This is a genomic window from Variovorax sp. PEI5, assembly GCF_056679935.1.
Genome location: NZ_CM155257.1, coordinates 234,150 through 259,796 on the forward strand (window position 1 = coordinate 234,150; position 25,647 = coordinate 259,796).

The 25,647-nt window shown below is 69.2% G+C and carries 24 protein-coding genes; 5 read left to right on the plus strand and 19 right to left on the minus strand.

The window, feature by feature from the left end; translation table 11 throughout:
* Nucleotides 1-55: 55 nt before the first annotated feature.
* The 15 genes from truA to AC1MLT_RS01130 form a co-directional block, all read right to left on the minus strand.
* Nucleotides 56-850: a tRNA pseudouridine(38-40) synthase TruA gene (gene truA, locus AC1MLT_RS01060; RefSeq protein ID WP_481033450.1), complete on the minus strand. Its 795-nt coding sequence runs from the start codon at nucleotides 848-850 to the stop codon at nucleotides 56-58.
* Nucleotides 851-907: 57 nt separating this feature from the next.
* On the minus strand, nucleotides 908-3,724 hold the full coding sequence (locus AC1MLT_RS01065; protein ID WP_481033451.1) for a motility hub landmark protein FimV: 2,817 nt from the start codon (nucleotides 3,722-3,724) through the stop codon (nucleotides 908-910).
* A 132-nt stretch (nucleotides 3,725-3,856) separates the two neighbouring features.
* Nucleotides 3,857-5,026, minus strand: a complete 1,170-nt coding sequence (asd, locus tag AC1MLT_RS01070; RefSeq protein ID WP_481033452.1) for an aspartate-semialdehyde dehydrogenase — start codon at nucleotides 5,024-5,026, stop codon at nucleotides 3,857-3,859.
* 85 nt (nucleotides 5,027-5,111) lie between these two features.
* Complete coding sequence (leuB, locus tag AC1MLT_RS01075) at nucleotides 5,112-6,224, minus strand: 3-isopropylmalate dehydrogenase (RefSeq protein WP_481033453.1); 1,113 nt, start codon at nucleotides 6,222-6,224, stop codon at nucleotides 5,112-5,114.
* Between the two features lie 70 nt (nucleotides 6,225-6,294).
* Nucleotides 6,295-6,945 carry a 3-isopropylmalate dehydratase small subunit gene (leuD, locus tag AC1MLT_RS01080; RefSeq protein ID WP_481033454.1) on the minus strand — a complete coding sequence of 217 codons (651 nt, stop codon included), beginning with the start codon at nucleotides 6,943-6,945 and terminating at the stop codon, nucleotides 6,295-6,297.
* A gap of 112 nt (nucleotides 6,946-7,057) precedes the next feature.
* Complete coding sequence (gene leuC / locus AC1MLT_RS01085) at nucleotides 7,058-8,479, minus strand: 3-isopropylmalate dehydratase large subunit (protein ID WP_481033455.1); 1,422 nt, start codon at nucleotides 8,477-8,479, stop codon at nucleotides 7,058-7,060.
* 50 nt (nucleotides 8,480-8,529) lie between these two features.
* Entirely contained in the window at nucleotides 8,530-9,531 is a 1,002-nt protein-coding gene (locus AC1MLT_RS01090) for a LysR family transcriptional regulator (RefSeq protein WP_481033456.1), read from the minus strand.
* Between the two features lie 173 nt (nucleotides 9,532-9,704).
* Nucleotides 9,705-9,845 carry an entericidin A/B family lipoprotein gene (locus tag AC1MLT_RS01095; protein ID WP_429592837.1) on the minus strand — a complete coding sequence of 47 codons (141 nt, stop codon included), beginning with the start codon at nucleotides 9,843-9,845 and terminating at the stop codon, nucleotides 9,705-9,707.
* 179 nt (nucleotides 9,846-10,024) lie between these two features.
* Nucleotides 10,025-11,335: a citrate synthase gene (gltA, locus tag AC1MLT_RS01100; protein WP_481033457.1), complete on the minus strand. Its 1,311-nt coding sequence runs from the start codon at nucleotides 11,333-11,335 to the stop codon at nucleotides 10,025-10,027.
* 59 nt (nucleotides 11,336-11,394) lie between these two features.
* Nucleotides 11,395-11,676: an FAD assembly factor SdhE gene (locus AC1MLT_RS01105; RefSeq protein WP_296316069.1), complete on the minus strand. Its 282-nt coding sequence runs from the start codon at nucleotides 11,674-11,676 to the stop codon at nucleotides 11,395-11,397.
* A gap of 13 nt (nucleotides 11,677-11,689) precedes the next feature.
* Entirely contained in the window at nucleotides 11,690-12,391 is a 702-nt protein-coding gene (locus tag AC1MLT_RS01110) for a succinate dehydrogenase iron-sulfur subunit (RefSeq protein WP_481033458.1), read from the minus strand.
* Nucleotides 12,392-12,443: 52 nt separating this feature from the next.
* On the minus strand, nucleotides 12,444-14,255 hold the full coding sequence (gene sdhA / locus AC1MLT_RS01115) for a succinate dehydrogenase flavoprotein subunit (protein WP_481033459.1): 1,812 nt from the start codon (nucleotides 14,253-14,255) through the stop codon (nucleotides 12,444-12,446).
* Nucleotides 14,256-14,260: 5 nt separating this feature from the next.
* The gene (gene sdhD / locus AC1MLT_RS01120; protein WP_481033460.1) at nucleotides 14,261-14,626 is read right to left on the minus strand and encodes a succinate dehydrogenase, hydrophobic membrane anchor protein; all 366 of its coding nucleotides are present in this window, start codon (nucleotides 14,624-14,626) and stop codon (nucleotides 14,261-14,263) included.
* A 22-nt stretch (nucleotides 14,627-14,648) separates the two neighbouring features.
* A complete protein-coding gene (gene sdhC / locus AC1MLT_RS01125; RefSeq protein ID WP_481033461.1) occupies nucleotides 14,649-15,092 on the minus strand; it encodes a succinate dehydrogenase, cytochrome b556 subunit in 444 nt (147 codons plus the stop codon).
* 160 nt (nucleotides 15,093-15,252) lie between these two features.
* A complete protein-coding gene (locus AC1MLT_RS01130) occupies nucleotides 15,253-16,038 on the minus strand; it encodes a GntR family transcriptional regulator (protein WP_481033462.1) in 786 nt (261 codons plus the stop codon).
* Nucleotides 16,039-16,223: 185 nt separating this feature from the next.
* Between AC1MLT_RS01130 and AC1MLT_RS01135 the strand changes: the two genes are divergently transcribed.
* The 5 genes from AC1MLT_RS01135 (at nucleotide 16,224) to AC1MLT_RS01155 (ending at nucleotide 22,401) form a co-directional block, all read left to right on the plus strand.
* A complete protein-coding gene (locus tag AC1MLT_RS01135) occupies nucleotides 16,224-17,216 on the plus strand; it encodes a malate dehydrogenase (protein ID WP_481033463.1) in 993 nt (330 codons plus the stop codon).
* An 8-nt stretch (nucleotides 17,217-17,224) separates the two neighbouring features.
* The gene (tam, locus tag AC1MLT_RS01140) at nucleotides 17,225-18,010 is read left to right on the plus strand and encodes a trans-aconitate 2-methyltransferase (protein ID WP_481033464.1); all 786 of its coding nucleotides are present in this window, start codon (nucleotides 17,225-17,227) and stop codon (nucleotides 18,008-18,010) included.
* Entirely contained in the window at nucleotides 18,007-19,023 is a 1,017-nt protein-coding gene (locus AC1MLT_RS01145; protein WP_481033465.1) for an HpcH/HpaI aldolase/citrate lyase family protein, read from the plus strand. The genes tam and AC1MLT_RS01145 overlap by 4 nt, the downstream gene beginning before the upstream one ends.
* Before the next feature lie 121 nt (nucleotides 19,024-19,144).
* On the plus strand, nucleotides 19,145-19,777 hold the full coding sequence (locus AC1MLT_RS01150; RefSeq protein WP_481033466.1) for a hypothetical protein: 633 nt from the start codon (nucleotides 19,145-19,147) through the stop codon (nucleotides 19,775-19,777).
* A 29-nt stretch (nucleotides 19,778-19,806) separates the two neighbouring features.
* A complete protein-coding gene (locus AC1MLT_RS01155; protein ID WP_481033467.1) occupies nucleotides 19,807-22,401 on the plus strand; it encodes a bifunctional aconitate hydratase 2/2-methylisocitrate dehydratase in 2,595 nt (864 codons plus the stop codon).
* Nucleotides 22,402-22,511: 110 nt separating this feature from the next.
* Here the strand turns inward: AC1MLT_RS01155 and AC1MLT_RS01160 are convergent, their stop codons facing one another.
* The 4 genes from AC1MLT_RS01160 to AC1MLT_RS01175 are packed head-to-tail and all read right to left on the minus strand — an operon-like array spanning nucleotide 22,512 to nucleotide 25,640.
* Nucleotides 22,512-23,222 carry a glycosyltransferase family 2 protein gene (locus tag AC1MLT_RS01160; RefSeq protein ID WP_481033468.1) on the minus strand — a complete coding sequence of 237 codons (711 nt, stop codon included), beginning with the start codon at nucleotides 23,220-23,222 and terminating at the stop codon, nucleotides 22,512-22,514.
* Complete coding sequence (locus tag AC1MLT_RS01165) at nucleotides 23,219-23,821, minus strand: methyltransferase (protein ID WP_481033469.1); 603 nt, start codon at nucleotides 23,819-23,821, stop codon at nucleotides 23,219-23,221. Before AC1MLT_RS01165 ends, AC1MLT_RS01160 begins: the two co-directional genes overlap by 4 nt.
* On the minus strand, nucleotides 23,818-24,642 hold the full coding sequence (locus AC1MLT_RS01170; RefSeq protein WP_481033470.1) for a PIG-L deacetylase family protein: 825 nt from the start codon (nucleotides 24,640-24,642) through the stop codon (nucleotides 23,818-23,820). The genes AC1MLT_RS01165 and AC1MLT_RS01170 overlap by 4 nt, the downstream gene beginning before the upstream one ends.
* Complete coding sequence (locus AC1MLT_RS01175) at nucleotides 24,630-25,640, minus strand: acyl-CoA dehydrogenase (RefSeq protein ID WP_481033471.1); 1,011 nt, start codon at nucleotides 25,638-25,640, stop codon at nucleotides 24,630-24,632. Before AC1MLT_RS01175 ends, AC1MLT_RS01170 begins: the two co-directional genes overlap by 13 nt.
* Between the last annotated feature and the right edge of the window lie 7 nt (nucleotides 25,641-25,647).

Sequence of the window (25,647 nt, forward strand, 5' to 3'; positions counted from 1 at the left end):
GCGGATGATGATACGCAGGGCCTTCCGGACCTCCGCCGCCCGGCCCGGATCCCGCTCAGCCCCCGTGGGTGGCTTCCGCGGGCAGTCCCCAGGCCGCGTCGTAGAGCGGCCCGAGGAAGTACAGCCCGTCGGCGGAGAAGGTCGGCGCGGCGACCTTGCGGCTGCGCGCGGCCAGCACCTCGGCGATCCAGCCCGGCGGGGCGTCGCCCTGGCCCACCCGCAGCAGGCAGCCCATCAGGTTGCGGATCATGTGGTGCAGGAAGGCATCGGCCTCGAACTCGAACTGCCAGCGGCAGCGTTCGCCATCGGCCGAGACATCGAGACGGGCGATGTCGATGCGCCGCAGCTGCTTGACCGGCGAGCGCGCTTGGCAGGCCGAGGCCCGGAACGAGCTGAAGTCGTGCGTGCCGATCAGCAGGGCGGCGGCGGCGCGCATGGCGTCGCCATCGAGTGGCCGCATCGACCAGCCGACGCGTCCGGCGTCCAGGCTCGGCCGCACCGGCGACTGCGAGAGCTCGTAGCGGTAGCGGCGTGCCAGCGCGCTGGCGCGGCAGTGGAAGGCATCGGGCACCGGATGTGCCCACTGGAGCGCGATGTCGGCCGGCAGATAGCGGTTGGTGCCACGCACCCACGAGAACGCGGCGCGCTCGATGTCGGTGTCGAAGTGCACCACCTGCATCAGCGCATGCACCCCGGCATCGGTGCGGCCGGCGCACAGGGTCGAGATCGGGCGATCGGCGAAACGGGCCAGTGCCGCTTCCAGCCGGTCCTGCACCGTCAGGCCCGAGCGCTGGCTCTGCCAGCCCTGGTAGGCCTGGCCGTTGTAGCGCACGCCGAGCGCGATCCTCATGCCATCGTCACGCGTCGGCGTGGAGCGCCGCGCATGCCCTCCATCGGACGCGCCCGCTCAGACAAGCTGGCTCAGCATCCGCCGGGCCTGCTGGCGCAGCTCGCCCGAGCTCTCGGCTTCGACTTCCTCGATCAGCGAGCGCGCGCCTTCGATGTCGCCCATGGCCTGCAACTCGCGCGCCAGCGACAGCTTGATCGCCTGCGGATCGCTGTCGATGCGGCGCTGGTCCTCCAGGCCGGCGCGCACGGTGTCGGCCGCGGCCGGCGTGCGTGCCTGGGACAGGTCGCGGATGTCGAAGTCGATCAGCCCGGAATCCTCCGGCAGGTCGGCGCGCAGGGTGGCGTACTCGCTCTCGATGTCGGCCGTCGGCGCGGTCGGCGCCGGCGCTGCCGGAGTCGCCTCCAGCGCCGCCGGCGTGGTGTCGAAGTCGGCCAGATCGAAGGTCAGGGAGTCGTTCGCGCCGCCATCGTGGGGCGGATGCGGCATGGTCGAGAGGAACGGGTTGTGCGGCTGGTTCGTCTGCGGCGACAGCTCGAGCGGCACCGGCATCGTCGTGTCCAGGAGCGGGCGCGTGGGGTTGGCCGGTTGCTGCGCGGCCGCCGGGGCGCTGGCGGCCGGGGCGACGACCATCGACGGTGCCGGTGCCGCAGGGGGTGACGGTGGCGTGGAGGCCGGCGTGGGTTCGAGTCGTTCGAGGTCGAGGTCGAAGTCGAGCGGAGCGACGGAAGGCACGAAGGCCGGCGACTGCGACGTGAACACCGGCGGCAGCGCCGAGGGCTGCTCCGTGGCGAACGGCGGCATCGACGCGGACGCCGCCAGGGGCGCGGGCGCCGACGCGGCCGGCATGCGCAGGGCCTCGGCCGCCGAGACCGAGGCCCCGAGCGCCGCCGCGCCCGCCAGGCCGGCGGAGCGGCCGCCGGTCTCGTAGGCCGGATTGTTCGGGTCCAGCTCGCGGCCCATCTCGAGGACGCGCGCCCAGTCGCTGCCGGTACCGCCGGTCAGTGCGCGCACGTCGTGGGCCAGGCCCTCGTAGGCCCGCACGTCGCGCCGCTTGGCATGGATCTCGAGCAGCTTGACGTGGATGGCGACGCGCTCCGGATGGGCCTTGAGCGCCTCGCGCAGGATCTCCTCGGCCTGCAGGTCGCGGCCATAGGCCAGGTAGACATCGGCCTCGGCGACCGGATCGACATCGGCGGCATCCACGTGGCTCGGCGAATAGGACAGCGAGGACGCCAGCGCGCCACCGCGCTGGCGCGTGTCGACCGACTCGCCTCCGCTGGCGGCGAAGAATGAATCCCTGGGCATGTTGCTTTCGAGGAACACGCTGTCGGCCGCGCTGCGACGTCGCTGGCTGTTCAACCGGAAGGCCAGCCAAGCGATGAGCAGGCCGATGAGACCGAGGCCGCCGAGCGCCACCGGATTGGCCAGCAGGGCCTCGTACCAGGCTTCCGCGGGCTCGGGAGCCGGTGGTGGGGGCGCGGATGCGCGCACGGTCGGCGCCGGACCCGGGGGGGTGGCGCCGGCGCTCGCGCCCGTGCCGGCACCGGCCGCGGAGGACGAGGCCGTCGATGCGATCGAGGCGGCGGCCGTGCCCGGTGGCATCGTGCCCGGAACGCCCGCGCCGGCACCCGAGGCCGGCGTGGTCGACAGCAGCGCGCCGGATGCCGCCGCCGAAGCACTGGCTGCAGCCGGACTGCCGGAGAGCGCTCCGCCGGTGGATCCGGCATTCGCGCCGGCCGCGCCGTTGGCGCCGGGTGGCGGCACGGCGGTGGTGTTCACGGGCGCCGTCGCGACGCCGCCCGGGGCCACGGTGAGCCGATCGGCGGGCACCGCGGGCGTGCGCGTCTCGACCTCGGACTGCAGGCGGCCGGAGGCCTGCCGGCCCGCCAGTGGCGCCGTGGCCGTCGATGGCGCGTTGTCGGCCAGCTGGCGGCGGTAGTCGCCGAAGTCGCGGCTCTGGGCGATCACGGCACGCCGAGCCTCCTGCGGCGACAGCTCGGCGGCCTGCGAGGCATTCGGCACCTCCATGACGGCACCGGCGCGCACACGATTGAGATTGCCCTCCATGAAGGCATCCGGATTGGCGCGCAGCAGTGCCACGAGCATCTGGTCGAGCGAGATCTCGGCCGGCCGCACGGCATTGGCGATCCGGCTGGCCGTGTCGCCGGGGCGCACGGTGACCTGGCGTTCCGTGCCGCCACCGCGTCCACCGGCGAAGGGGGCGAGGCGTTCCACCGGGGCCGCGGGCGCGGCGGCCGGCGCCGTGTCCATTCCGGCACCGGATCGACGGGCCGGCGGCGGAGCCGGCGCGGGGGCCGGGCGCGACCGCGACTCGGCGCCGGCGGAAGCGGTCCGCTCGCCACCCGTGCCGGGGAGCGGCCGGGGCGCCGCCGCCACGGCCGGGGGCGGTGCCACCGGGCGCGCGCCCGGCGGATCGATCAGCACGGTGTAGTCGCGGAACACACGACCCGAGCCGCCGTTGGCTTCGAGCAGGATGTCGATGAACGGCTCCGCCATCTGCCGGCTGCTCGACAGCTGCACGACATAGCGCCCGTTGGCGCGGCGCTGCACCGTCGCCTGCACGTCCGCCAGGGCCGAGTTGTAGGGCACGCCGATGGCGCGGAAGGCCTCGCTCGACGGGATGCGCACGCGCAGGCCGTCGGCCTCGGCCGCGCTGACGTCCGACAGCTCGACCTCCGCGCGCAAGGGCTCGCCCAGCGACGACAGCACGTTGAGCCGGCCCAGGGACAGTGCCGTCGCATCGATGCCGAACGTGCCGAGCGTCAGCGCGACGGCCGCGGCGACGAGGGACAGGGTGGGGCGGCGAAGCGGTGTGGACGGCGAGGGGACGGCGCGTGTCGGAGATCTGGTCATTCTGAGCGAGGCCACACAACGTTAAAAATGTAAGGGGACGTTAACATCATCGTTTCGCACTGACAAGGCGCCACCCACCGCGCTCGCCCGGCAGCGCCCCGCCGGCGGCGGGGCGCCCGGACCTCCGGACGTTCAGGCTTCCAGCAGGATGCGCAGCATGCGGCGCAGCGGTTCGGCCGCGCCCCACAGCAGCTGGTCGCCGATGGTAAAGGCACCCACATACTCCGGTCCCATGGCCAGCTTGCGGATGCGTCCGACCGGGATGTCCATGGTGCCGGTCACGGCCACCGGCGTCAGCGACTTGACGGTCGCCTCGCGCGTGTTGGGGACGACCTTGGCCCAGGGGTTGTCGGCGGCGATCATGGCTTCGATGTCGGCCACCGGGACGTTCTTCTTGAGCTTGAAGGTCAGTGCCTGGCTGTGGCAGCGCATCGCGCCGACCCGCACGCAGAAGCCGTCGACCGGTGTCGCCGGCGTGCCGAAGCCGGCGCCCTGGCCCAGGATCTTGTTGGTCTCGGCGCCGCCCTTCCATTCCTCCTTGGACGTGCCCCAGCCCTCGTCCTCCTGGCCCTTGCCCAGGCCCAGGTCCTTGTCGATCCAGGGGATCAGCGAGCCGCCCAGGGGAGCGCCGAAGTTGGCGGTCTCGGCCGCGCTCAGGTTCTGCTGCTTGTGCAGCACCTTGCGGTCTATCTCGAGGATGGCCGACTTCGGGTCGTCCAGCAGCGAGCGGACCTCGGCGTTGAGCGTGCCGAACTGCGTCAGCAGCTCGCGCATGTGCTGCGCGCCGCCGCCCGATGCGGCCTGGTAGGTCATGCTGGTCATCCACTCGACCAGGCCGGCCTTGTACAGCGCGCCGACGCCCATCAGCATGCAGCTGACGGTGCAGTTGCCGCCGATCCAGTTCCTGCCGCCCTTGGCCAGCGCGTTCTGGATCACGGGCAGGTTGACGGGGTCGAGCACGATGACGGCGTCGCCTTCCATGCGCAGCGTGGAGGCGGCGTCGATCCAGTGGCCGTTCCAGCCGGCGGCGCGCAGCTTCGGGAACACGGCGGAGGTGTAGTCGCCGCCCTGCGCCGTGACGACGATCTCGCACTTCTTCAACGCCTCGATGTCGTGCGCGTCCTGCAGCGTGGTCTCGTTGCGGGCCCAGGCCGGCGCCTTGCCACCGGCGTTGGAGGTGGAGAAGAAGACCGGCTCGATGAGACCGAAGTCGCCTTCGGCCTGCATGCGGTCCATCAGGACCGAGCCGACCATGCCGCGCCAGCCCACGAGGCCGACCAGAGGTTGAGATGCGTTCGCCATTTCAGTGTGCCCTTTGAAAAAGAAGGATGGGTTTCTCTTTGCGCCCGACTCGTCGAGCCGGAGGGCATGACGAAGCGGGCTGCGGTTAGCCGGTAATCGTCTTTTTGGTGATGGCCGAGGCCGGAGCCGAGGACAGCGCGGCCACGACCGCATCGCCCATCTCGCGCGTGCCGACGCGCGTCGTGCCCGCCGACCAGATGTCCCCGGTTCGCAATCCCGAGGCCAGCACCGAACTCACCGCCGACTCGATTCGGTCGGCGGCCTCGGGTTGTTGGAGGGAGAAGCGGAGCATCATGGCAGCGGACAGGATTGTAGCCAGCGGATTGGCGATGCCCTGGCCGGCGATGTCCGGCGCGCTGCCATGGCTGGGCTCGTAGAGGCCCTGGCTGCTGGCGTTGAGCGAAGCCGAGGGCAGCATGCCGATCGAGCCGGTCAGCATCGCCGCGGCATCCGACAGGATGTCGCCGAACATGTTGCCGGTGACCACGACGTCGAACTTCTTGGGCGCCTTCACCAGCTGCATGGCGGCGTTGTCGACATACATGTGGTCGAGCTCGACATCCGGATAGTCCTTGCCGACCTCGGTGACGACGTCCTTCCAGAACTGGAAGGTCTCCAGCACGTTGGCCTTGTCGACGCTGGTCACGCGCTTGCCGCGCTTGCGGGCGGCCTCGAAGGCGACACGCGCGATGCGCTCGATCTCGGGGCGCGAATAGCGCATCGTGTCGAAGGCTTCCTCGGCGCCGGGGAAGTGGCCATCGACGGCGGTGCGGCGCCCGCGCGGCTGGCCGAAGTAGATGTCGCCGGTGAGCTCGCGCACGATCAGGATGTCCAGGCCGGCGACCAGTTCGGGCTTGAGGCTCGAGGCGCCGACGAGCTGCTCGTAGCAGATGGCCGGGCGGAAGTTGGCGAACAGCCCGAGGTTCTTGCGCAGGCCCAGGATGGCCTGCTCGGGACGCAGCGGACGCTCCAGCGTGTCGTACTTCCAGTCGCCCACGGCGCCGAACAGCACGGCATCGGCCTCCTTGGCCAGCTTCAGGGTGGCCTCGGGCAGGGGATGGCCGTGCGCGTCGTAGGCGGCGCCGCCGACGAGAGCGGTTTCCATCTCGAACTTCAGGTCGAGCGCGCCCAGCACGCGGACGGCCTCGGCGACGATTTCGGTGCCGATGCCATCACCGGGGAGAACTGCGATTTTCATGGTCTGTGGTCTAGCGGGAAAAGGGGGAGGCGGGCGCTCGTGGCGCCCGCCGGGGTGGCGGACCCGGTCGTCAGACCAGCGCGGTCTTGGCCAGCCAGGGCTTGGTGGCCAGGCGCTCGGCCTCGAAGGCCTTGATCTTGTCCTTCTTCTGCAGCGTGAGCCCGATGTCGTCGAGACCGTTGAGCAGGCAGAACTTGCGGAAGGCCTGCACCTCGAAGGCCAGCTCGGTGCCATCGGGCTTCACCACGCACTGGCGTTCCAGGTCGATGGTGAGGGTGTAGCCCGGGAAGGCGAACACCTCGTCGAACAGCTGCGCGACCTGCGACTCCGGCAGCACGATCGGCAGCAGGCCGTTCTTGAAGCTGTTGTTGAAGAAGATGTCGGCATAGCTCGGCGCGATGATGGCCCTGAAGCCGAACTGGTCGAGCGCCCACGGCGCGTGCTCGCGCGACGAGCCGCAACCGAAGTTCTTGCGCGCGAGCAGCACCGAGGCGCCCGCGTAGCGCGGCTGGTTGAGCACGAAGTCGGGATTGGGCTTGCGCGACGCCGGATCCTGGCCCGGCTCGCCGTGGTCGAGGTAGCGCCACTCGTCGAACAGGTTGGGGCCGAAGCCGGTCTTGCGGATCGACTTCAGGAACTGCTTGGGAATGATGGCGTCGGTGTCGACGTTCTCGCGGTCCATCGGAGCGACGAGACCTTGATGCACGACAAATTTTTGCATGATGGATGTCCTTCTTGTCAGAAATGCCGCGGAACCGGCTTCGCCGGGCCGCGGGCGTCGCCCCCGGCAAGGGGGGTGGCGGCCCCACGAAGTGGGCGAGCCTGGGGGTGTTTCAAGTGAATTGGCGGATGTCGACGAAATGGCCATGCACGGCGGCGGCGGCGGCCATCGCCGGGCTCACCAGGTGCGTGCGGCCGCCGGCGCCCTGGCGGCCCTCGAAGTTGCGGTTGCTGGTCGAGGCGCAGCGCTCGCCCGGCTCCAGGCGGTCGGCGTTCATCGCCAGGCACATCGAGCAGCCCGGCTCGCGCCATTCGAAGCCCGCGGCCTTGAAGATCTGGTCCAGGCCCTCGCGCTCGGCCTGCTCCTTCACCAGGCCCGAGCCCGGCACCACCATCGCCAGCTTGACGTTGCGCGCCACCTTCTGGCCGAGCTTCTTCACCACGGTGGCGGCTTCGCGCATGTCCTCGATGCGGCTGTTGGTGCACGAGCCGATGAACACCTTGTCGATGAAGATGTCGTTCATCGGCTTGTTCGGCTCCAGACCCATGTAGTTGAGGGCGCGCTCGATGGCGCCGCGCTTGTTGGCATCCTTCTCCTTGTCCGGATCGGGCACGCGGCCGTTGATGGCCGTCACCATCTCGGGCGAGGTGCCCCAGGTCACCTGCGGCGGGATCTGCGCCGCGTCGAGTTCGACCACGGCGTCGAACGTCGCGTCCGGGTCGGACTGCAGGGTCTTCCAATAGGCCACGGCCTGGTCCCACTCGACGCCGGTGGGCGCGAACGGACGGCCCTTCACATAGGCGATGGTCTTGTCGTCGACCGCCACCAAACCGGCGCGCGCGCCGGCCTCGATGGCCATGTTGCAGACCGTCATGCGGCCTTCCATGCTGAGGTCGCGGATCGCCGAGCCGCCGAACTCGATGGTGTAGCCGGTGCCGCCGGCCGTGCCGATGCGCCCGATGATGGCCAGCACGATGTCCTTGGCGGTGCAGCCCAGGGGCAGCTTGCCCTCGACCTTGATGAGCAGGTTCTTGGCCTTCTTGGCCAGCAGGGTCTGCGTCGCCATCACGTGCTCGACCTCGCTGGTGCCGATGCCGTGGGCGAGGGCGCCGAAGGCGCCGTGGGTGGAGGTGTGCGAGTCGCCGCAGACCACCGTCATGCCCGGCAGGGTGGCGCCCGATTCGGGGCCGATGACGTGCACGATGCCCTGGCGCTTGCTCAGGAACGGGAAGAACGCGGCGGCGCCGAATTCCTCGATGTTGTGGTCGAGCGTGGTGACCTGCTCCTTGCTGATCGGGTCGGTGATGCCGTCGTAGCCGCGCTCCCAGCCGGTGGTGGGCGTGTTGTGGTCGGCCGTGGCGACCACCGAACTGATGCGCCAGAGCTTGCGGCCGGCCACGCGCAGGCCTTCGAAGGCCTGCGGGCTGGTCACCTCGTGGACCAGGTGGCGGTCGATGTAGAGGATCGAGGTGCCGTCCTCCTCGGTGTGGACGACGTGTTCGTCCCAGAGCTTGTCGTAGAGCGTGCGTGCCATGGTGGGGTCTTCCTTCGTGGGTTTTTCTTGCGATCGGGGATGCCGCGGCCTCAGGCGGCCAGTCCGGCGGGTGGGGCCGTGGCGGGGTCGGCCGAGGCGCGCAGGTGCGCCACCAGGGCGCGCGCGGCGATCGGCAGGGTGGAGAAGTCGCGTGCCACCAGCCGGATCTCGCGCCGCGCCCAGGCATCGGTCAGCGGGATGCTGCGCAGGCGCCGTCCCATGCCGTCGCGCATCAGATCGAAGGCATGGCCGGGCATGACGCCGATGCCCAGGCCGTTCTCGATCATCCGGCACATGGCGTCCAGGCCCGTCACGTGGATGCGCAGCCGCAACGTGCGTCCGGCCTCCAGCGCCGCCTGGCGCGTCGCCACGTAGATCGAACTGTTGGTGTGCAGGCCGACGTGGTCGAAGTCGAGCGCGGCGGCGAAGGCCAGGCCACCCGCGCGGTCGTCGCGCGCGTCGATGGTGGTGGTGGCCGATTCGGCCAGACGCAGCAGGGGGTGGCCGACCGGCACGATCAGCATCAGGTGGTCGGTGCGATAGGGCAGGCTCTGCAGATCGCTGCTGCCGTCGGCGGCGTGGCAGACACCCAGGTCGGCGGCGCCTTCCTGCACCGCGCGCATCACCTCGGCGCTCAGATGCTCCTCGAGGTCGATCTTGATCTCCTCGTGCCGGTGGCGGAAGGCTCCGAGGTCCTCCGGCAGGAACTGCACGATGGCGGAGATGTTGGCGTGCATCCGCACATGGCCGCGCACGCCGTCGGCGTACTCGCTGAGCTCGCCCTGCATCTTCTCCAGGCTGTAGAGCACCGAGCGGGCGTGATGCAGCAGGCTCTCGCCGGCCGGTGTCAGGTCGACGCCGCGCGCGTGCCGATAGAGCAGGCGTGTCGACAAGGTGGTCTCCAGGTCCGACAGCCGCTTGCTGACCGCCGAGGCGGCGATGAATTCGCGCTCCGCCGCGCGCCCGATGCTGCCGAGCTCGCACACCGCCACGAAGAGCTGCAGCGAGGTCAGGTCCATGCGGCGGGCAAAACTGCGTTCGGAGGCAATCACGGTGGGAGGCATCGCGTGAAAAGATGGCGGGCGCGTATTTTCCACCTTCGAGGAAAGCTGCGCCATCGCGAAGCGCGATGACCGGACGATCGATGGGCGATGAGCTCGACCGATCGCGAGGCCAAAAAAAAGCGGACTCGAAGTCCGCTTTTCTTGTTCTGACCTGAGAAGGCTTACTTCTTGCGCTCGGCGGCGTTCTCGATCTTCTCTCCACCCTTCTGGATGTCCTGGCCCGCGCCCTTGAACGTGTTGCAGCCGGCCAGGGGCACGGCGAAGGCGAAAGTGACGGCGATCAGTGCGGCAAGTTTTTTCATGAGAACTCCTTCGATATATGTTGACTGACGGTGGAGCGATCCTCCGGCGCAAATCGTAGGCAGATCCGAAGTTGGACCCTGTAATCCAAAAGCCAAAAAGCTGCCCGCGGGCAGCTTTCAAAGGGAGGTGCCATGGATTGTGTCGCGGGCGCAACACAATCCGGCGGAACCCGATCCGATCAACGCGTGGCGATGGCCTGCACGTCGCGCTTGACGGAGCCTTCGAACAGCTGGCGCGGACGGCCGATCTTGTACTCCGGATCGCCGATCATCTCGTTGAGCTGGGCGATCCAGCCGACCGTGCGCGCCAGGGCGAAGACGGCGGTGAACAGCGGCACCGGGATGCCGATCGCGCGCTGCACGATGCCCGAGTAGAAGTCGACGTTGGGATAGAGCTTGCGCGAGACGAAGTACTCATCCTCCAGCGCGATCTTCTCCAGTGCCATCGCCAGCTTGAACAGGGGATCGTTCTCCAGGCCCATCTCGCTGAGCACTTCCTTGCACGTCTCCTGCATCAGCTTGGCGCGCGGGTCGTAGTTCTTGTAGACGCGATGCCCGAAGCCCATCAGCTTGACGTTGGAGTTCTTGTCCTTGACCTGCTTGATGAACTCGCCGATCTTCTCGACGCCACCCGCCTTCTGGATGTCGTAGAGCATGTTGAGCGCGGCCTCGTTGGCGCCGCCGTGGGCCGGGCCCCAGAGGCATGCCACGCCGGCGGCGATGGCGGCGAACGGGTTGGTGCCCGACGAGCCGCACAGGCGCACGGTCGAGGTCGAGGCGTTCTGCTCGTGGTCGGCATGCAGGATGAAGATGCGGTCGAGCGCGCGCTCGAGCACCGGGCTCACCTTGTATTCCTCGCACGGCGTGGCGAACATCATGTGCAGGAAGTTGCCCGCGTAGCTCAGGTCGTTCTTCGGGTACATGTACGGCTGGCCGATGGTGTACTTGTACGCCATGGCCACCAGCGTCGGCATCTTCGCGATCAGGCGGATGGCGGCGATCTCGCGATGCTTCGGATTGTTGATGTCCGTGCTGTCGTGATAGAAGGCCGACAGGGCGCCCACCAGGCCGGTCATGATGGCCATCGGATGCGCGTCGCGACGGAAGCCGCGCAGGAAGAACTGCATCTGCTCGTTGACCATGGTGTGGTTGGTCACGAGCTTGGTGAAGTCGCCCTTCTGCGTCTCGTTGGGCAGTTCCCCGTAGAGCAGCAGGTGGCAGGTTTCCAGGAAGTCGCAGTTGGTCGCCAGCTGCTCGATCGGATAGCCGCGATAGAGCAGTTCGCCCTTGTCGCCGTCGATGTACGTGATGTCCGACTGGCAGGCGGCCGTCGACATGAAGCCCGGGTCGTACGTGAACATGCCGGTCTGCGCGTACAGCTTGCGGATGTCGATCACGTCGGGGCCCATCGTGCCCTTGTAGATCGGCAGGTCGACGTTGTCGCCGCCGTTGCTGAACGACAGGGTGGCTTTGGTGTCGGATGCTTTCATTGCGATTACTTTCTTCAAAGAGGACATGCGGAAGTGGGAGGACAGGAAGCTCGCGCCGGCTAGACGCGGATCAGCCGCAGCAGATCGACCACGTCGGCCCCGGCCCATGCGGGCTCGGGCTCCTTTCTCTGCAGGAAGAGATCGAGCAGGTCGTGATCCGAGAGATCCATCAGGGTGTCGAGTGCCTGCGCCTGCCGGATGGTGATATCCGCCTCGTGCCGCTGGAAGAAGCGCTCGATGAAGAGATCGTTCTCGAGCAGGCCGCGCCGGCAGCGCCACCTCAGCTTGCTGAGCGCGCGCTCGCCCAGGGGCGAGTCGAGATCGTCGGCGTGGTCTGGCATCGAGAGGGTCCGATCAGATGGCGCGACGCACCATCAGTTCCTTGATCTTGCCGATGGCCTTGGTCGGGTTCAGGTTCTTCGGGCACACATCGACGCAGTTCATGATCGTGTGGCAACGGAACAGCCGGTAGGGGTCCTCCAGGTTGTCCAGACGCTCGCCGGTGGCCTCGTCGCGGCTGTCGGCGATGAAGCGGTAGGCCTGCAGCAGGCCGGCCGGACCGACGAACTTGTCGGGGTTCCACCAGAAGCTCGGGCAGCTCGTCGAGCAGCTCGCGCACAGGATGCACTCGTAGAGGCCGTCGAGCTCCTCGCGCTCTTCGGGCGACTGCAGGCGTTCCTTCTCGGGCGGCGTGTTGTCGTTCTGCAGGTACGGCTTGATCGAGTTGTACTGCTTGAAGAACTGCGTCATGTCCACGATCAGGTCGCGGATCACCGGCAGGCCGGGCAGCGGCTTCATCACGATCGTGCCCTTGAGCGTGAGCATGTTGGTCAGGCAGGCCAGACCGTTCTTGCCGTTGATGTTCATGGCGTCCGAGCCGCACACGCCTTCGCGGCACGAGCGGCGGAACGACAGCGTCGGATCCTGCGCCTTGAGCTTCATCAGGGCGTCGAGCAGCATGCGCTCGTGACCGTCGAGTTCGATCTCGATGGTCTGCATGTAGGGCTTGGCGTCCTTGTCCGGGTCGTAGCGGTAGATCTGGAATGTGCGCTTCATCGTGATGACCTTTGGTTTTTGTCTTGCGGCTGTCTTGCGTCGTGCGGCCGGATCAGAAGGTACGGACCTTCGGCGGCACCGAGTCGACCGTGAGCGGTTGCAGACGGACCGGCTTGTAGGTGAGGTTGTTCGCGGCGCTGTGCCAGAGCGTGTGCTTCATCCAATTGGCATCGTCGCGACCGAGCGGCGCCACCGGATCGCCGGCCGGGCGCTCGTAGTCCTCGACCGTGTGGGCGCCGCGGCATTCCCGGCGGGCCGCCGCCGAGACCATGGTGGCCTGCGCCACCTCGATCAGGTTGTCGACCTCCAGGGCCTCGATACGCGCGGTGTTGAAGACGCGCGACTTGTCCTTGAGCGTGATGGCGGCGACGCGCTGGCGCACGGCGGCGATCTTCTGCACGCCCTCGTCCATCGACACCTGCTTGCGGAACACCGCGGCATGCTGCTGCATGACCGTGCGGATCTCGTTGGCGACGTCCTGCGCATATTCGCCCGAGGTCGAGCCCTCGAGCTGGTTCAGGCGCTCCAGCGAGCGGTCGGCCGTGTTCGTCGGCAGCGGCTTGTGCTCCTTGAGCTTGTCGTTGTACTGGACGATGTGGTTGCCGGCGGCGCGGCCGAACACCAGCAGGTCGAGCAGCGAGTTGGTGCCCAGGCGGTTGGCGCCATGCACGCTCACGCAGGAGCATTCGCCCACGGCGTAGAGGCCGTTGACGACCGCGCTGTGCTCGTCGCCCTGCTGGATCACCACCTGGCCGTTGATGTTGGTCGGGATGCCACCCATCTGGTAGTGGATGGTCGGCACCACGGGGATCGGCTCCTTGGTGACGTCGACGTTCGCGAAGTTGATGCCGATCTCGTAGACCGAGGGCAACCGCTTGTGGATCGTGTCGGCGCCCAGGTGGTCGAGCTTCATGTGGATGTAGTCCTTGTTGGGACCGCAGCCGCGACCTTCCTTGATCTCCTGGTCCATGCAGCGCGAGACGAAGTCGCGCGGCGCCAGGTCCTTCAGCGTGGGCGCGTAGCGCTCCATGAAGCGCTCGCCATTGCTGTTGAGCAGGATGGCGCCTTCGCCGCGGCAGCCTTCGGTCAGCAGCACGCCGGCGCCGGCCACGCCGGTCGGGTGGAACTGCCAGAACTCCATGTCCTGCAGCGGGATGCCCGCGCGCGCGGCCATGCCCAGGCCGTCGCCGGTGTTGATGAAGGCGTTGGTGGAGGCCTGGAAGATGCGGCCCGCGCCGCCGGTCGCCAGCAGCACGGTCTTGGCCTGCAGCACGTGCAGGTCGCCGGTCTCCATCTCCAGCGCGGTCACGCCGACGACGTCGCCGTCGTCGTCGCGGATCAGGTCCAGCGCCATCCACTCGACGAAGAACTGGGTCCGGGCCTCGACGTTCTTCTGGTAGAGCGTGTGCAGCATCGCGTGGCCGGTGCGGTCGGCCGCCGCGCAGGCGCGCTGGACCGGCTTCTCGCCGTAGTTGGCCGTGTGGCCGCCGAACGGGCGCTGGTAGATGGTGCCGTCGGGATTGCGGTCGAACGGCATGCCGAAGTGCTCGAGCTCGTAGACCACCTTGGGCGCCTCGCGGCACATGAACTCGATCGCATCCTGGTCGCCGAGCCAGTCGGAGCCCTTGATGGTGTCGTAGAAGTGGTAGTGCCAGTTGTCCTCGCTCATGTTGCCGAGCGAGGCGCCGACGCCACCCTGGGCGGCGACGGTGTGCGAACGGGTCGGGAACACCTTGGAGAGCACGGCCACGTTGAGGCCGGCGCGGGCCAGTTGCAGCGAGGCGCGCATGCCGGAGCCACCGGCTCCGACGATGACGACATCGAACTTGCGCTTGGTGATTTGGTCTTTGGTATAGGCAGTCATGGGGTTCACAGTCTCCAGAGCACTTGGATGGCCCAACCGGCACAACCGACGAGCCAGACGATGGTGAAGATCTGGGCGACGAGGCGGATGCCGACGGGCTGGACATAGTCCATGAGGATGTTTCGCGCGCCCACCCACACGTGGTACAGGATCGAGCCGATGACGACGAAGGTCAGGACCTTCATCCACTGCGACGAGAAGATGCCGGCCCAGACGTCGTAGCCGATCGGGCCGCGCGCGAACAGCAGTTGCGCCAGCACCAGGAGGGTGAAGAGGGCCAGCAGGCCGCCGGTGACGTGCTGGGCCATCCAGTCGCGAAGACCGTAGTGCGCACCGACGACGATGCGCTTGGAACCGTAATTGACGGACATGGGGAGCTTTCCTTCTTCTGGTTCAGTAGAGGCCGAAGAGCTTGGCGCCCAGGACGACGGTCAGCGCGATGCTCGAGACCAGCGTGAAGATGGCGGAGCGGCGGCCGAAGTTCTTGTTCACCGAGGCATGGCTCACGTCCATCCAGAGATGGCGCAGTCCGGCGATGAGGTGATGCAGGTAGGCCCAGATGAGGGCCAGCGCGACCAGTTTCAGGAACCAGCCCGGCGCGAAGCCCAGGCCGGTGTTGAAGGCGGCCTTGAAGCGCGCGAAGGAGATCTCCGAGGAGACGGAGGTGTCGAACATCCAGATGATGAACGGCAGCAGGAGGAACATGATCACACCGCTCACGCGATGCAGGATCGACACGATGCCCGCGGGAGGCAGCCGGTAGGTCGTCAGGTCCGTGAAGGCATTGATGTTGCGAAACTGGCGGCGCGGCGGCCTGGAGGAGGCGAGCTCTGTCATGGGGGGGGGCTTTCTTTGCTTTTGGTGAACGACTTGTTCTTTGACAAATTTGCAAACAACGCAAAATTCTATTGCAACGCACCATTCGGTGGCAGGTGCAGGGGTGTCAAATCGCGTGAAACCTTACGTCCGGCGGGCCTGCGCGAAGGCGCTGCCGGCCTCATCCGAGCGCGTTCCGGTAATGGTGCGTATCGGTCCGGTACAGCGCGCGGCGCAACTCCATCGGGGCGTCATGGTACGTATGGGCGACGCGCTCTACGCTCAGCAGGGGCATGTCGGGCGGCAGCTGCAGCAGCGCGGCCTGGGCCGCGTCGGGGCGCACGGCGCGGATCTTCTCCTCGGCGCGCACCATGCGCACGCCGAACTCCGTCTCGAACAATGCGTACATGGGGCCGTGCCAGTCGCGCAGGCGTTCGGCCGTCAGGCCCTTGAACGGCAGGCCGGGCAGCCACAGGTCCTCCAGGATCGTCGGCACGCCGCCATAGGCCAGCACCCGGCGCACCTGCAGCACGGCATCGCCCGCGCGCAGGTCCAGCGCCCGCGCCACGTCCGCCGCCGCCCGCTGCCGCCGGCAATCGACGATGGTGCGTTCGGCCGGGCCCTCGGCGCGCGCGTCGCCGTGGTCCGGCACCAGTCGCAGGAAGCGGTACTGCACGTGATGCTCGGCATGCGTGGCGACGAAGGTGCCCTTGCCCTGGCGCCGCACCACCAGGTTCTCGGCGGCGAGTTCGTCGATCGCCTTGCGCACCGTGCCCTGGCTGACCCGGAACCGCGCGGCCAGCTCGATCTCGCTCGGGATCGGCTCGCCGGGCTTCCACTCGCCGGCCTGCAGTCGCTGCAGGATCAGCGCCTTGATCTGCTGGTAGAGCGGACTGAACGACGGTGTCGCGCCTTCCGCCGCGATGGCGGGCGCGGGCGGCTGCAGGGCGGACGAGGGTGTGTTCATGGTGCGGCGGAAAGGGTCTATCTTATATAAGACACAAGACATCGGGAGACAAAGTAAGAATCGGCACTAAAATGTCGGGCGGTCCCGTGCAATGGCGTTTTCCCCCAGCGATCCATCGCCCGCGAGCCCCGGCGGCCGACCCGCCCGCCGGCACCGTTTTCCATCATCTTCTGGAGTCTTTTCCCATGAGCAAAAAGCCTGTTCGCGTTGCCGTCACCGGTGCCGCCGGCCAAATCGGTTACGCCCTGTTGTTCCGCATCGCCTCGGGCGAGATGCTCGGCAAGGACCAGCCGGTCATCCTCCAGCTGCTCGAGATCCCCGACGAGAAGGCCCAGAAGGCGCTCAAGGGCGTGATCATGGAGCTCGAGGACTGCGCGTTCCCGCTGCTCGCCGGCGTCATCCCCACCGGCGACCCGATGGTCGCGTTCAAGGATGCCGACTACGCGCTGCTCGTGGGTTCGCGTCCGCGTGGTCCCGGCATGGAACGCGCCGAGCTGCTGGCGGTCAACGGCGCCATCTTCACGGCCCAGGGCAAGGCCCTCAACGACGTCGCCAGCCGCGACGTCAAGGTGCTGGTCGTGGGCAACCCCGCCAACACCAACGCCTACATCGCCATGAAGAGCGCGCCCGACCTGCCGCGCGAGAACTTCACCGCCATGCTGCGCCTGGACCACAACCGCGCCGCCAGCCAGATCGCCGCCAAGACCGGCGTCGCCGTGGGCGACATCGAGAAGCTGACCGTCTGGGGCAACCACTCGCCCACGATGTACGCCGACTACCGCTTCGCCACCGCCGGCGGCAAGGGCCTGAAGGACGTCATCAACGACCAGGCCTGGAACGCCGACACCTTCCTGCCGACCGTGGGCAAGCGCGGCGCCGCCATCATCGAGGCGCGCGGCCTGTCGTCGGCCGCCTCGGCCGCCAATGCCGCCATCGACCACATGCGCGACTGGGCCCTGGGCTCCAACGGCAAGTGGGTCACGATGGGCGTGCCGTCCAACGGCGAGTACGGCATCCCCAAGGACGTCATGTTCGGCTTTCCGGTCACCACCGAGGGCGGCAAGTACAAGATCGTCGAGGGCCTCGAGATCGACGCCTTCAGCCAGGAACGCATCGACAAGACGCTCAAGGAGCTGACCGACGAGCAGGCCGGCGTGGCCCACCTGATCCAGGGCTGATCGCGACCATGCTCGACTGGAATCCCGCGCTGTACGGCCGTTACGAGGACGAGCGCACGCGCCCGGCCGCCGAACTGCTGGCGCGGGTTCCGCTCTCCGGCGCGATGCGCGCGGTCGACCTCGGCTGCGGCCCTGGCAACTCGACCGAGCTCGTCGCCCGGCGCTTTCCCGGTGCCGAGGTGCTCGGCATCGACAATTCCGAGGCCATGCTGACCGCCGCGCGCACGCGCCTGCCGTCGGCCCGCTTCGAGGCCGGCGACATCGCGCGGTGGACCCCCGCCGCCGCCGCCGCCGCCCCCGATCTCATCTATGCCAACGCCGCCCTGCAATGGGTGCCCGGGCACGAGACGCTGATTCCGCGCCTGTTCGCGGCGCTGGCGCCCGGCGGCGTGCTGGCCATCCAGATGCCGGACAACCGGGCCGAGCCCACGCACCGCCTGATGCGCGAGGTCGCGGCCGAGCCGGCGTGGCGCGACGCCATCGGCGATGCCGACCGGCTGCGCACCGAGCTGCTGCCGCTCGCCGGCTACTACGACCTGCTGGCGCGCGACGCGGCGACGGTCGATGTCTGGCACACCATCTACCAGCATCCGCTGGCCTCGCCCGCGGCCATCGTCGAATGGGTGCGCGCCACCGGACTCAAGCCCTTCGTCGATCGTCTGACGCCCGCGCTGCAGGCGAGCTATCTCGCCGAGTACGAGCGCCGCGTGGCGCTGGCCTACCCGGCGCGCGCCGATGGCCGGCGGCTGCTGGCCTTCCCCCGCATGTTCATCGTGGCGCGAAAGGCGACATGACCTCCCTGTCTTCCGATCCGTCGCATCCCCGGGCGGTGCTGCTCGGCGCCCAGGCCGGCGCCGTGGTGCTGCCGGTGTGCGACCACTACAGCGGCGTCGAGGCGCGCATGCGCAAGAGCCTGGCGCTGCAGGCCGAGATGACGGCCGAGTTCGGCGCCTGCGTGTTCGACGTCACGCTCGACTGCGAGGACGGCGCGCCCGTCGGTGGCGAGGCCGAGCATGCCGCGCTGGTGACCGAGCTGGCGCTGGGCGCCGCGCCCGGCGCGCGGGTCGGGGTGCGCGTGCACCCGGCCGACCATGCCACCTTCGAGGCCGATGTCGCCACCATTGCCGGCCGCGCCGGCGCGCGCCTGAGCCACCTGATGGTGCCCAAGGTCGAATCGGTGGCCGACGTGGCGCGCGCCGCCGCCGCCCTGGATGCCGCCGGCGCGACCGCGCTGCCGCTGCACGTCCTCATCGAATCGCCGTTGGCGGTGCATCGCGCCTTCGACATCGCGGCGCATCCGCGCGTGCAGTCGCTCAGCTTCGGCCTGATGGACTTCGTCTCGGCCCATGCCGGCGCCATCCCGGCAGAAGGCATGGGCGTCGCCGGGCAGTTCTCGCATCCGCTGGTGGTGCGCGCCAAGCTGGAGATCGCCTCGGCCGCGCACGCGCACGGCAAGGTGCCCTCGCATTGCGTGGTGACCGAGTTCGGCGATGCCGAGGCGATGCGCCAGGCCGCGCGCCGAGCCGCCGGCGAGTTCGGCTACACGCGCATGTGGAGCATCCATCCGGCGCAGATTCGCCCCATCCTCGAAGCCTTCGCGCCCGATGCGCGGCAGGTCGACGTCGCCGTGCGCATCGTCGACGCCGCCCAGCGGGCCCGGTGGGCGCCGGTCAGCATCGATGGCGTCCTGCACGATCGCGCGAGCTATCGCCATTTCTGGCAGGTGCTCGAACGCGCCCATGCCACCGGCCGCGCGCTGCCGGACGAGGCGCGGGCGTGGTTCGCGGCGGCGGCGGGGAACGGCTGACGCGTTTCCTGCTCCATGTCGGGCCTGGCCCCGGACTTGCATCGCCCCGAGCGATGCGATCATGACCAGGCAACTGTCTTCCTCTTCTTCCAGTCCCTGTCATCCCAAGGAAATCCGCCCCATGAAAACCACCGTCCTGATCGCGGCCGTCGCGCTGGCACTGCCCTTCGCCACGTTCGCGCAGAGCGCGGCCAACGCCGACAAGGCCAAGCCGGCCGCCAAGAGCGCCGCCAAGCCGGCGGCCAAGCCCGCCGCCAAGCCCGCCGCCAAGACCGCATCGGCCAAGCCGGCCGCCAAGAAGCCCACGCGCCAGATCACCCGCCGCGCGGCCAAGGCCGTCGAGGAGGTCACGCCCGTCGACACCAACACCGACGTCGCCCTCAACGAGGCCGACCTCGCCGTCGCCAAGCTGGTGCACACCGGCAAGATCCAGTGCGAACTCGGCGCCGACGTCACCGTGACCGCCGACGAGAAGAAGCCCGGCTTCTTCAGCGTCGCCACCAAGGGCGCCAAGTACCGCATGCACCCGGTCGAGAGCCGCACCGGCGCGATCCGCCTGGAGGACCCGCGCGCGGGCGCCATGTGGCTGCAGATCGCCAACAAGTCGATGCTCATGAACCAGAAGATGGGCCTGCGCCTGGCCGACGACTGCCAGGCCCCGCAGCAGCTCGCCTTCGCCGACGAGATGAAGAAGAACCCGCCCAAGAGCCTGTTCGAGGGTGCCGATCCGCAGCCCGGCGCCGCCGGCAAGTAATTCAGTTCGTTCCAGCCTGGAGAAGAAAGATGTTGCAAGCCTACGTTGACCATGTCGCCGAGCGCGCCGCGCTCGGTATCCCGCCGCTCCCCCTGACGGCCAAGCAGACCTCCGAGATGATCGAGCTGCTCAAGACCGCGCAGCCCGGCGAGGAGGGCGAGTTCCTGCTGAACCTGCTGTCCCACCGCGTTCCCGCCGGCGTCGACGACGCCGCCAAGGTCAAGGCCAGCTACCTGGCGGCCGTGGCCCATGGCACGCAGGTGACGCCGCTGCTCTCCCGCGCCCGCGCCACCGAGCTGCTGGGCACCATGCTGGGCGGCTACAACATCAGCCCGATGATCGACCTGCTCAAGGACGACGAGGTCGGCACCGTGGCCGCCGAGGGCCTGAAGAAGACCCTGCTGATGTTCGACCAGTTCCACGACGTCAAGGAGCTGGCCGATGGCGGCAACGCCAATGCCATCGCCGTGATGCAGAGCTGGGCCGACGGGGAGTGGTTCACCAGCCGCCCCGAGGTGCCCCAGAGCATCACCTTCACCGTCTTCAAGGTGCCCGGCGAGACCAACACCGACGACCTCTCGCCCGCGCCCGATGCCACCACGCGCCCGGACATCCCGATGCACGCGCTGGCGATGCTGAAGAACAAGCGCGACGGCGCGCCCTTCGAGCCCGAGGAGGACGGCAAGCGCGGTCCGATCAGGTTCATCCAGGACCTGGTCGCGCGCGGCCTGCCGGTGGCCTACGTGGGCGACGTGGTGGGAACGGGTTCCTCGCGCAAGTCGGCCACCAACTCGGTGCTGTGGTTCACGGGCGAGGACATCCCCTTCATCCCCAACAAGAAGTTCGGCGGCGTCTGCCTGGGCGCGAAGATCGCGCCGATCTTCTACAACACCATGGAGGATGCCGGTGCGTTGCCGATCGAACTGGACGTGAGCCAGATGAACATGGGCGACACCATCGAGCTGCGCCCCTACGAAGGCAAGGCCCTGAAGGACGGCCAGGTCATCGCCGAGTTCAAGGTCAAGAGCGACGTGCTGTTCGACGAGGTGCGCGCCGGCGGCCGCATCCCGCTGATCGTCGGCCGCGGCCTGACGACCAAGGCGCGCGAGGCGCTCGGCCTGCCGGCCTCCACCCTGTTCCGCCTGCCCCAGGCACCGACGGACAGCGGCAAGGGCTTCTCGCTGGCGCAGAAGATGGTCGGCCGCGCCTGCGGCCTGCCCGAAGGCCAGGGCGTGCGCCCCGGCACGTACTGCGAGCCGAAGATGACCTCCGTGGGTTCGCAGGACACCACCGGTCCGATGACGCGCGACGAGCTCAAGGACCTGGCCTGCCTGGGCTTCTCGGCCGATCTGGTCATGCAGTCGTTCTGCCACACGGCGGCCTACCCCAAGAAGGTCGACGTCAAGATGCACCACGAGCTGCCCGACTTCATCAGCACCCGCGGCGGCGTCTCGCTGCGCCCGGGCGACGGCGTGATCCACTCCTGGCTCAACCGCCTGCTGACCCCCGACACCGTGGGCACCGGCGGCGACAGCCACACGCGCTTCCCGATCGGCATCAGCTTCCCGGCCGGCTCCGGCCTGGTCGCCTTCGCGGCGGCCACCGGCGTCATGCCGCTGGACATGCCCGAGTCGGTGCTGGTGCGCTTCAAGGGCACCATGCAACCCGGCGTCACGCTGCGCGACCTGGTCAACGCCATTCCGCTCTACGCCATCAAGTCCGGCCTCCTGACGGTCGCCAAGCAGGGCAAGAAGAACATCTTCTCCGGCCGCATCCTGGAGATCGAGGGATTGCCCGACCTGAAGGTGGAGCAGGCCTTCGAATTGAGCGACGCCTCGGCCGAGCGCTCGGCCGCCGGCTGCACGGTGCACCTGAACAAGGCGCCGATCATGGAATACATCAACAGCAACATCACCCTGATGCGCTGGATGATCGCCGAAGGCTATGCCGACGCCCGCACGCTGGCGCGCCGCATCGCCGCCCAGGAAGCCTGGCTCAAGGACCCGCAACTGCTCAAGGGCGACGACGACGCCGAGTACGCGGCCGTCATCGAGATCGACCTGGCCGAGATCCACGAGCCCATCGTCGCCTGCCCGAACGATCCGGACGACGTCAAGACGCTGTCCGACGTCGCCGGCGCGACCATCGACGAGGTGTTCATCGGCTCGTGCATGACCAACATCGGCCACTTCCGCGCGGCGTCCAAGCTGCTCGAGGGCAAGCGCGACATCCCGGTCAAGCTGTGGATCGCGCCGCCGACCAAGATGGACGCCCAGCAGCTGACCGAGGAAGGCCACTACGGCGTCTTCGGCAATGCCGGCGCCCGCACCGAGATGCCGGGCTGCTCGCTGTGCATGGGCAACCAGGCGCAGGTGCGCGAGGGCGCGACCGTGATGTCGACCTCGACGCGCAACTTCCCCAACCGCCTGGGCAAGAACACCTTCGTCTATCTCGGCAGCGCCGAACTCGCCGCGATCTGCTCGCGTCTGGGTCGCATCCCGACGAAGGAGGAGTACATGGAGAGCGTCGGCGTGCTGGATGCCTCCAGCGCGCAGATCTACCAGTACCTCAACTTCGACAAGATCGAGGACTACCAGTCGGTGGCGGACGGCGTCGCCGCCTGATCGGCGAGCCCTCCCGGAGGAGCGAGCCCGCTTCTCCGGTCGACCCGAAGGCCCACTCCGGTGGGCCTTTTTTCATGCCGCGCCGCTGATGGATGGCGGGCCGTGACGGCCTACTCGATCACCCGTTGCGCCGCGACGGTCACGGCCGTGACGGCCAGGCCGGCGGCGATGACCGCCAGCAGCGTGTCGCCGAAGCCGCCCCTGGCACGGGCGTTGGCGCGCGCGCTGGTCGTCACGCGCGGCGCGGCGCTCCAGGCGATGCGCGCGCCGCAGGCCTGGAGGGCCGCGACCAGGGCCACGTCCTCGCTGCAGGCCAGCGGGCGAAAGCCACCGACGCGCAGGTAGGCCTCGGCCGAGACCCCCAGGTTGGCGCCATGGATGTGCCGGTGACCGTCGGCATCCTGGTAGGTGCGGGCGAAATGGTCGCGGATGAAGCCGGCCTGCGTGCCGTGCGCACTCCAGTCCTCCACGCCGATGGAGCCGCACACCACGTCGGCATCGAGTTCGAGCTGGCGCACCAGCCAGTCCGGCGCGACCCGCGTGTCGGCGTCGGTGAAGGCCAGCCAGCGCGCGCCGCGTGCCAGCAGGTCGGTGGCGCCGGCGGCGCGTGCCCGGCCGACGTTGCGGGCCTCGATGGCCAGCGTGTCGATGCCGCAGGCCCGCGCGATGTCGCCGGTGGCGTCGCCGCAGCTGTCGAGCACCACCAGCACCTCGACCGGCTCGCCCACCAGGTCGGGATGGCGGGCCGCCAGCGCCAGCGCGACGAGCGTGTCGCCGATGTGGTCGGCCTCGTCGTGCGCCGGGACGACGACGCCGATCACCGGATGCCCTCGCGTTGCGCCACCGACCGCGCGTCGCGGCACCAGAGGTCGAGCACGAAGTCGTCCTCGACGTGGTGCACGATGCACGCCAGGCCGAGGTCGGCCAGGGTGGCGTGCACGGCATCGGTGGACAGGGCCCGGGCATCGAAGTCGGGCCGCCAGTTGCAGGCCACCAGCACGCCATCGTCGGCCAGCGCGAGCCGGCAATGTCCGGCCAGCGAGCGCATGGCGTCCTGGTCGAGGAAGTAGCCCAGTTCGCTGAGCACGATGAGATCGAAGCGGCCCTCGGGCCAGTCGCCCGGCAGGGCATGCGAGGCGATGCGCACGTTGGCCAGGCCGGCCGTCCGCTCGCGCGCCGATGCGAGCGCGCGCGGGCTGAAGTCGCTCGACAGCAGGTCGTCGCAACGCGCGGCGAGTTCGGCCGTCAGTTCGCCGGCGCCGCAGCCGGGCTCGTAGGCCCGCGCATAGCGCGGGTGGGGCAGGGCGGCGAGCAGCACGGCGCGCTTGCGGGCCTCGTACCAGCGCGTGCGCAGGCCATAGGGATCGGCGTCGGCGCCATACATGCGCTCGAAATAGGGCAGGGTGTCGGCGGCGCTCACGTGAAGACCACCTCGAAGGGCCGGTGCGCGCGCTCGACCGTCGTCGCGCGCAGGATCGGTCCGGCCCCGGTCGAGGCATCGGGCAGCAGCTGGCTCTGGAAGGCATCGACGGCCTCGGCCTTGCGTCGCGCCATGTCGGCATCGAGCGGCACGCGATGCGCGCGCGACCACGGCAGCCGCGCATCGCCCACCGGTGCCCAGTGCCAGGCCCAGACCGGCACCTCGACCAGCTTCACGCCCAGGCACGCGGCCACGGCGGCGCAGGCCTGGCCGGTGGCCTCGTGATCGGGATGGCCATCGAACCGCCAGGTGGTGAAGACGACGTCGCCGGGTCGCAGCAGGGCGGCGATGCGTTCGGCCAGCACGCCGCGCGAATGCATCAGGCCGCCATCGGGCAGGCCGAGGCGGCGCACCTCGCAGTGCGCCAGGCCGAGCCGATGCAGGGCCAGTTCGGTCTCCCGGGGACGCTCGCGCGCGAGGCGCTCGGGCGGCCACAGGGGCGAGCCCTCGTGGCTGCCGGTGCCGTCGGTCGCCGCCACCACCAGCAGCTCGCGCCGCAGGCCGGCCAGATGGCCGAACAGGCCGCCGACCGAGAGCACCTCGTCGTCGGGATGTGGCGCCACCACGACCGCGCGACAGCCCGGGGGCACCAGGGTCTCGGGCGCGGCCTCGGGCAGCCGGCGGCGCTCCAGCCAGTGGAGCCAGTCGGCCTCGGCGGTGCCGGAACCCTCGATCGCGCGGTCGCCACCCGCCGCCGCCCTCGTCGCCGTTGCGGTCCGCGGCGGCGTGCCGGGGACGGCGGACAGACTCACAGTGTCCACGGGGAATCCTCGTCGTTGATCAGGCCGACGCCGAGCGATGCCAGATCGCGTTCGGCATGGCTCTGGCGCAGGAAGACCGGCAGGTCGGCCATCGCCCGTGCGAAGCGGGCATCGCGGCACAGCGGGCCGGCGCCCAGGGCGCGACCGGCATGGTCGACCACCCGCGTCGCCGCCTGCTCGACGGCCAGACGCGCTCGCGCCGCCAGACGCTGGGCATCGGCTTGCGGGTGGGTGTCGATCCAGGCCGCCGCCTCGCGCAGCACCGCCGCCGCGCCGGCCAATGCGATGTCGATCGCGCCCAGGTGCGCGAGCCGGTGGGCATCGGGCTTCGGGCCGAGTCGCCGCCGCGTCATGTCGGCGATGCCCTGCGCGCCGCCATACCAGCAGGCCGCGATGCCGGCGCCGCCCTGCCAGAAACCGGGGCGTCGCACATAGTCGCCCGGCTGGCCGACCTGCGTCGCCTCGGCGGCATCGAAGCGCACGTCGACGCTGCCGGTGCCGGCCATGCCCACGGCTTGCCAGCCGACATCGGTGACGGTGACGCCCGGCTGGTCCAGCATCACCGCGGCCAGGCAGGGCTCGCCCCGGTCATTCCAGCAACTGACGATCGCGTGGGTGGAGCTGGGGGCGCCCGAGCACCAGGCCTTGGTGCCGTCGAGCCGCATGTCTTTGCCATTGGACGTGGTGCGCAATTCGAGGCGCGCATCGGGTGGTTCGGCGCACCAGGTGCCCCAGCGACTCGCCGGCGCGGGCGCCGGACCGTCGAGCTCGGCCAGGATGGCCAGGGCATCGGTGTGGCCCTCGAACAATTTGACCAGCGTCAGGTCGCGCGCCGCCACCGCCGCCAGCACCCGCCAGCGTTCCAGCGTGCGTCCGGCTCCGGGTCGGGGCAGGTCGGCGCAGCCGGCTTCGATCAGGTGGGCGAGCGTGGGCGGCCGTGCGTCGCCAGCGAGCAGCGAGGCGAGGCGCCCGGACGCGCCGACTTCCGGGGACGACATCGGCGGA

Coding starts and splice junctions, on each gene's coding strand:
- AC1MLT_RS01095 (WP_429592837.1), bottom strand. CDS start 9,845: ATGAAAAAACTTGCCGCACTGATCGCCGTCACTTTCGCCTTCGCCGTG.
- AC1MLT_RS01130 (WP_481033462.1), bottom strand. CDS start 16,038: ATGAACACACCCTCGTCCGCCCTGCAGCCGCCCGCGCCCGCCATCGCG.
- truA (WP_481033450.1), bottom strand. CDS start 850: ATGAGGATCGCGCTCGGCGTGCGCTACAACGGCCAGGCCTACCAGGGC.
- AC1MLT_RS01150 (WP_481033466.1), top strand. CDS start 19,145: ATGAAAACCACCGTCCTGATCGCGGCCGTCGCGCTGGCACTGCCCTTC.
- AC1MLT_RS01110 (WP_481033458.1), bottom strand. CDS start 12,391: ATGAAGCGCACATTCCAGATCTACCGCTACGACCCGGACAAGGACGCC.
- sdhC (WP_481033461.1), bottom strand. CDS start 15,092: ATGACAGAGCTCGCCTCCTCCAGGCCGCCGCGCCGCCAGTTTCGCAAC.
- leuC (WP_481033455.1), bottom strand. CDS start 8,479: ATGGCACGCACGCTCTACGACAAGCTCTGGGACGAACACGTCGTCCAC.
- sdhA (WP_481033459.1), bottom strand. CDS start 14,255: ATGACTGCCTATACCAAAGACCAAATCACCAAGCGCAAGTTCGATGTC.
- AC1MLT_RS01135 (WP_481033463.1), top strand. CDS start 16,224: ATGAGCAAAAAGCCTGTTCGCGTTGCCGTCACCGGTGCCGCCGGCCAA.
- AC1MLT_RS01155 (WP_481033467.1), top strand. CDS start 19,807: ATGTTGCAAGCCTACGTTGACCATGTCGCCGAGCGCGCCGCGCTCGGT.
- sdhD (WP_481033460.1), bottom strand. CDS start 14,626: ATGTCCGTCAATTACGGTTCCAAGCGCATCGTCGTCGGTGCGCACTAC.
- AC1MLT_RS01175 (WP_481033471.1), bottom strand. CDS start 25,640: ATGTCGTCCCCGGAAGTCGGCGCGTCCGGGCGCCTCGCCTCGCTGCTC.
- asd (WP_481033452.1), bottom strand. CDS start 5,026: ATGGCGAACGCATCTCAACCTCTGGTCGGCCTCGTGGGCTGGCGCGGC.
- AC1MLT_RS01065 (WP_481033451.1), bottom strand. CDS start 3,724: ATGACCAGATCTCCGACACGCGCCGTCCCCTCGCCGTCCACACCGCTT.
- leuD (WP_481033454.1), bottom strand. CDS start 6,945: ATGCAAAAATTTGTCGTGCATCAAGGTCTCGTCGCTCCGATGGACCGC.
- AC1MLT_RS01145 (WP_481033465.1), top strand. CDS start 18,007: ATGACCTCCCTGTCTTCCGATCCGTCGCATCCCCGGGCGGTGCTGCTC.
- tam (WP_481033464.1), top strand. CDS start 17,225: ATGCTCGACTGGAATCCCGCGCTGTACGGCCGTTACGAGGACGAGCGC.
- leuB (WP_481033453.1), bottom strand. CDS start 6,224: ATGAAAATCGCAGTTCTCCCCGGTGATGGCATCGGCACCGAAATCGTC.
- gltA (WP_481033457.1), bottom strand. CDS start 11,335: ATGAAAGCATCCGACACCAAAGCCACCCTGTCGTTCAGCAACGGCGGC.
- AC1MLT_RS01105 (WP_296316069.1), bottom strand. CDS start 11,676: ATGCCAGACCACGCCGACGATCTCGACTCGCCCCTGGGCGAGCGCGCG.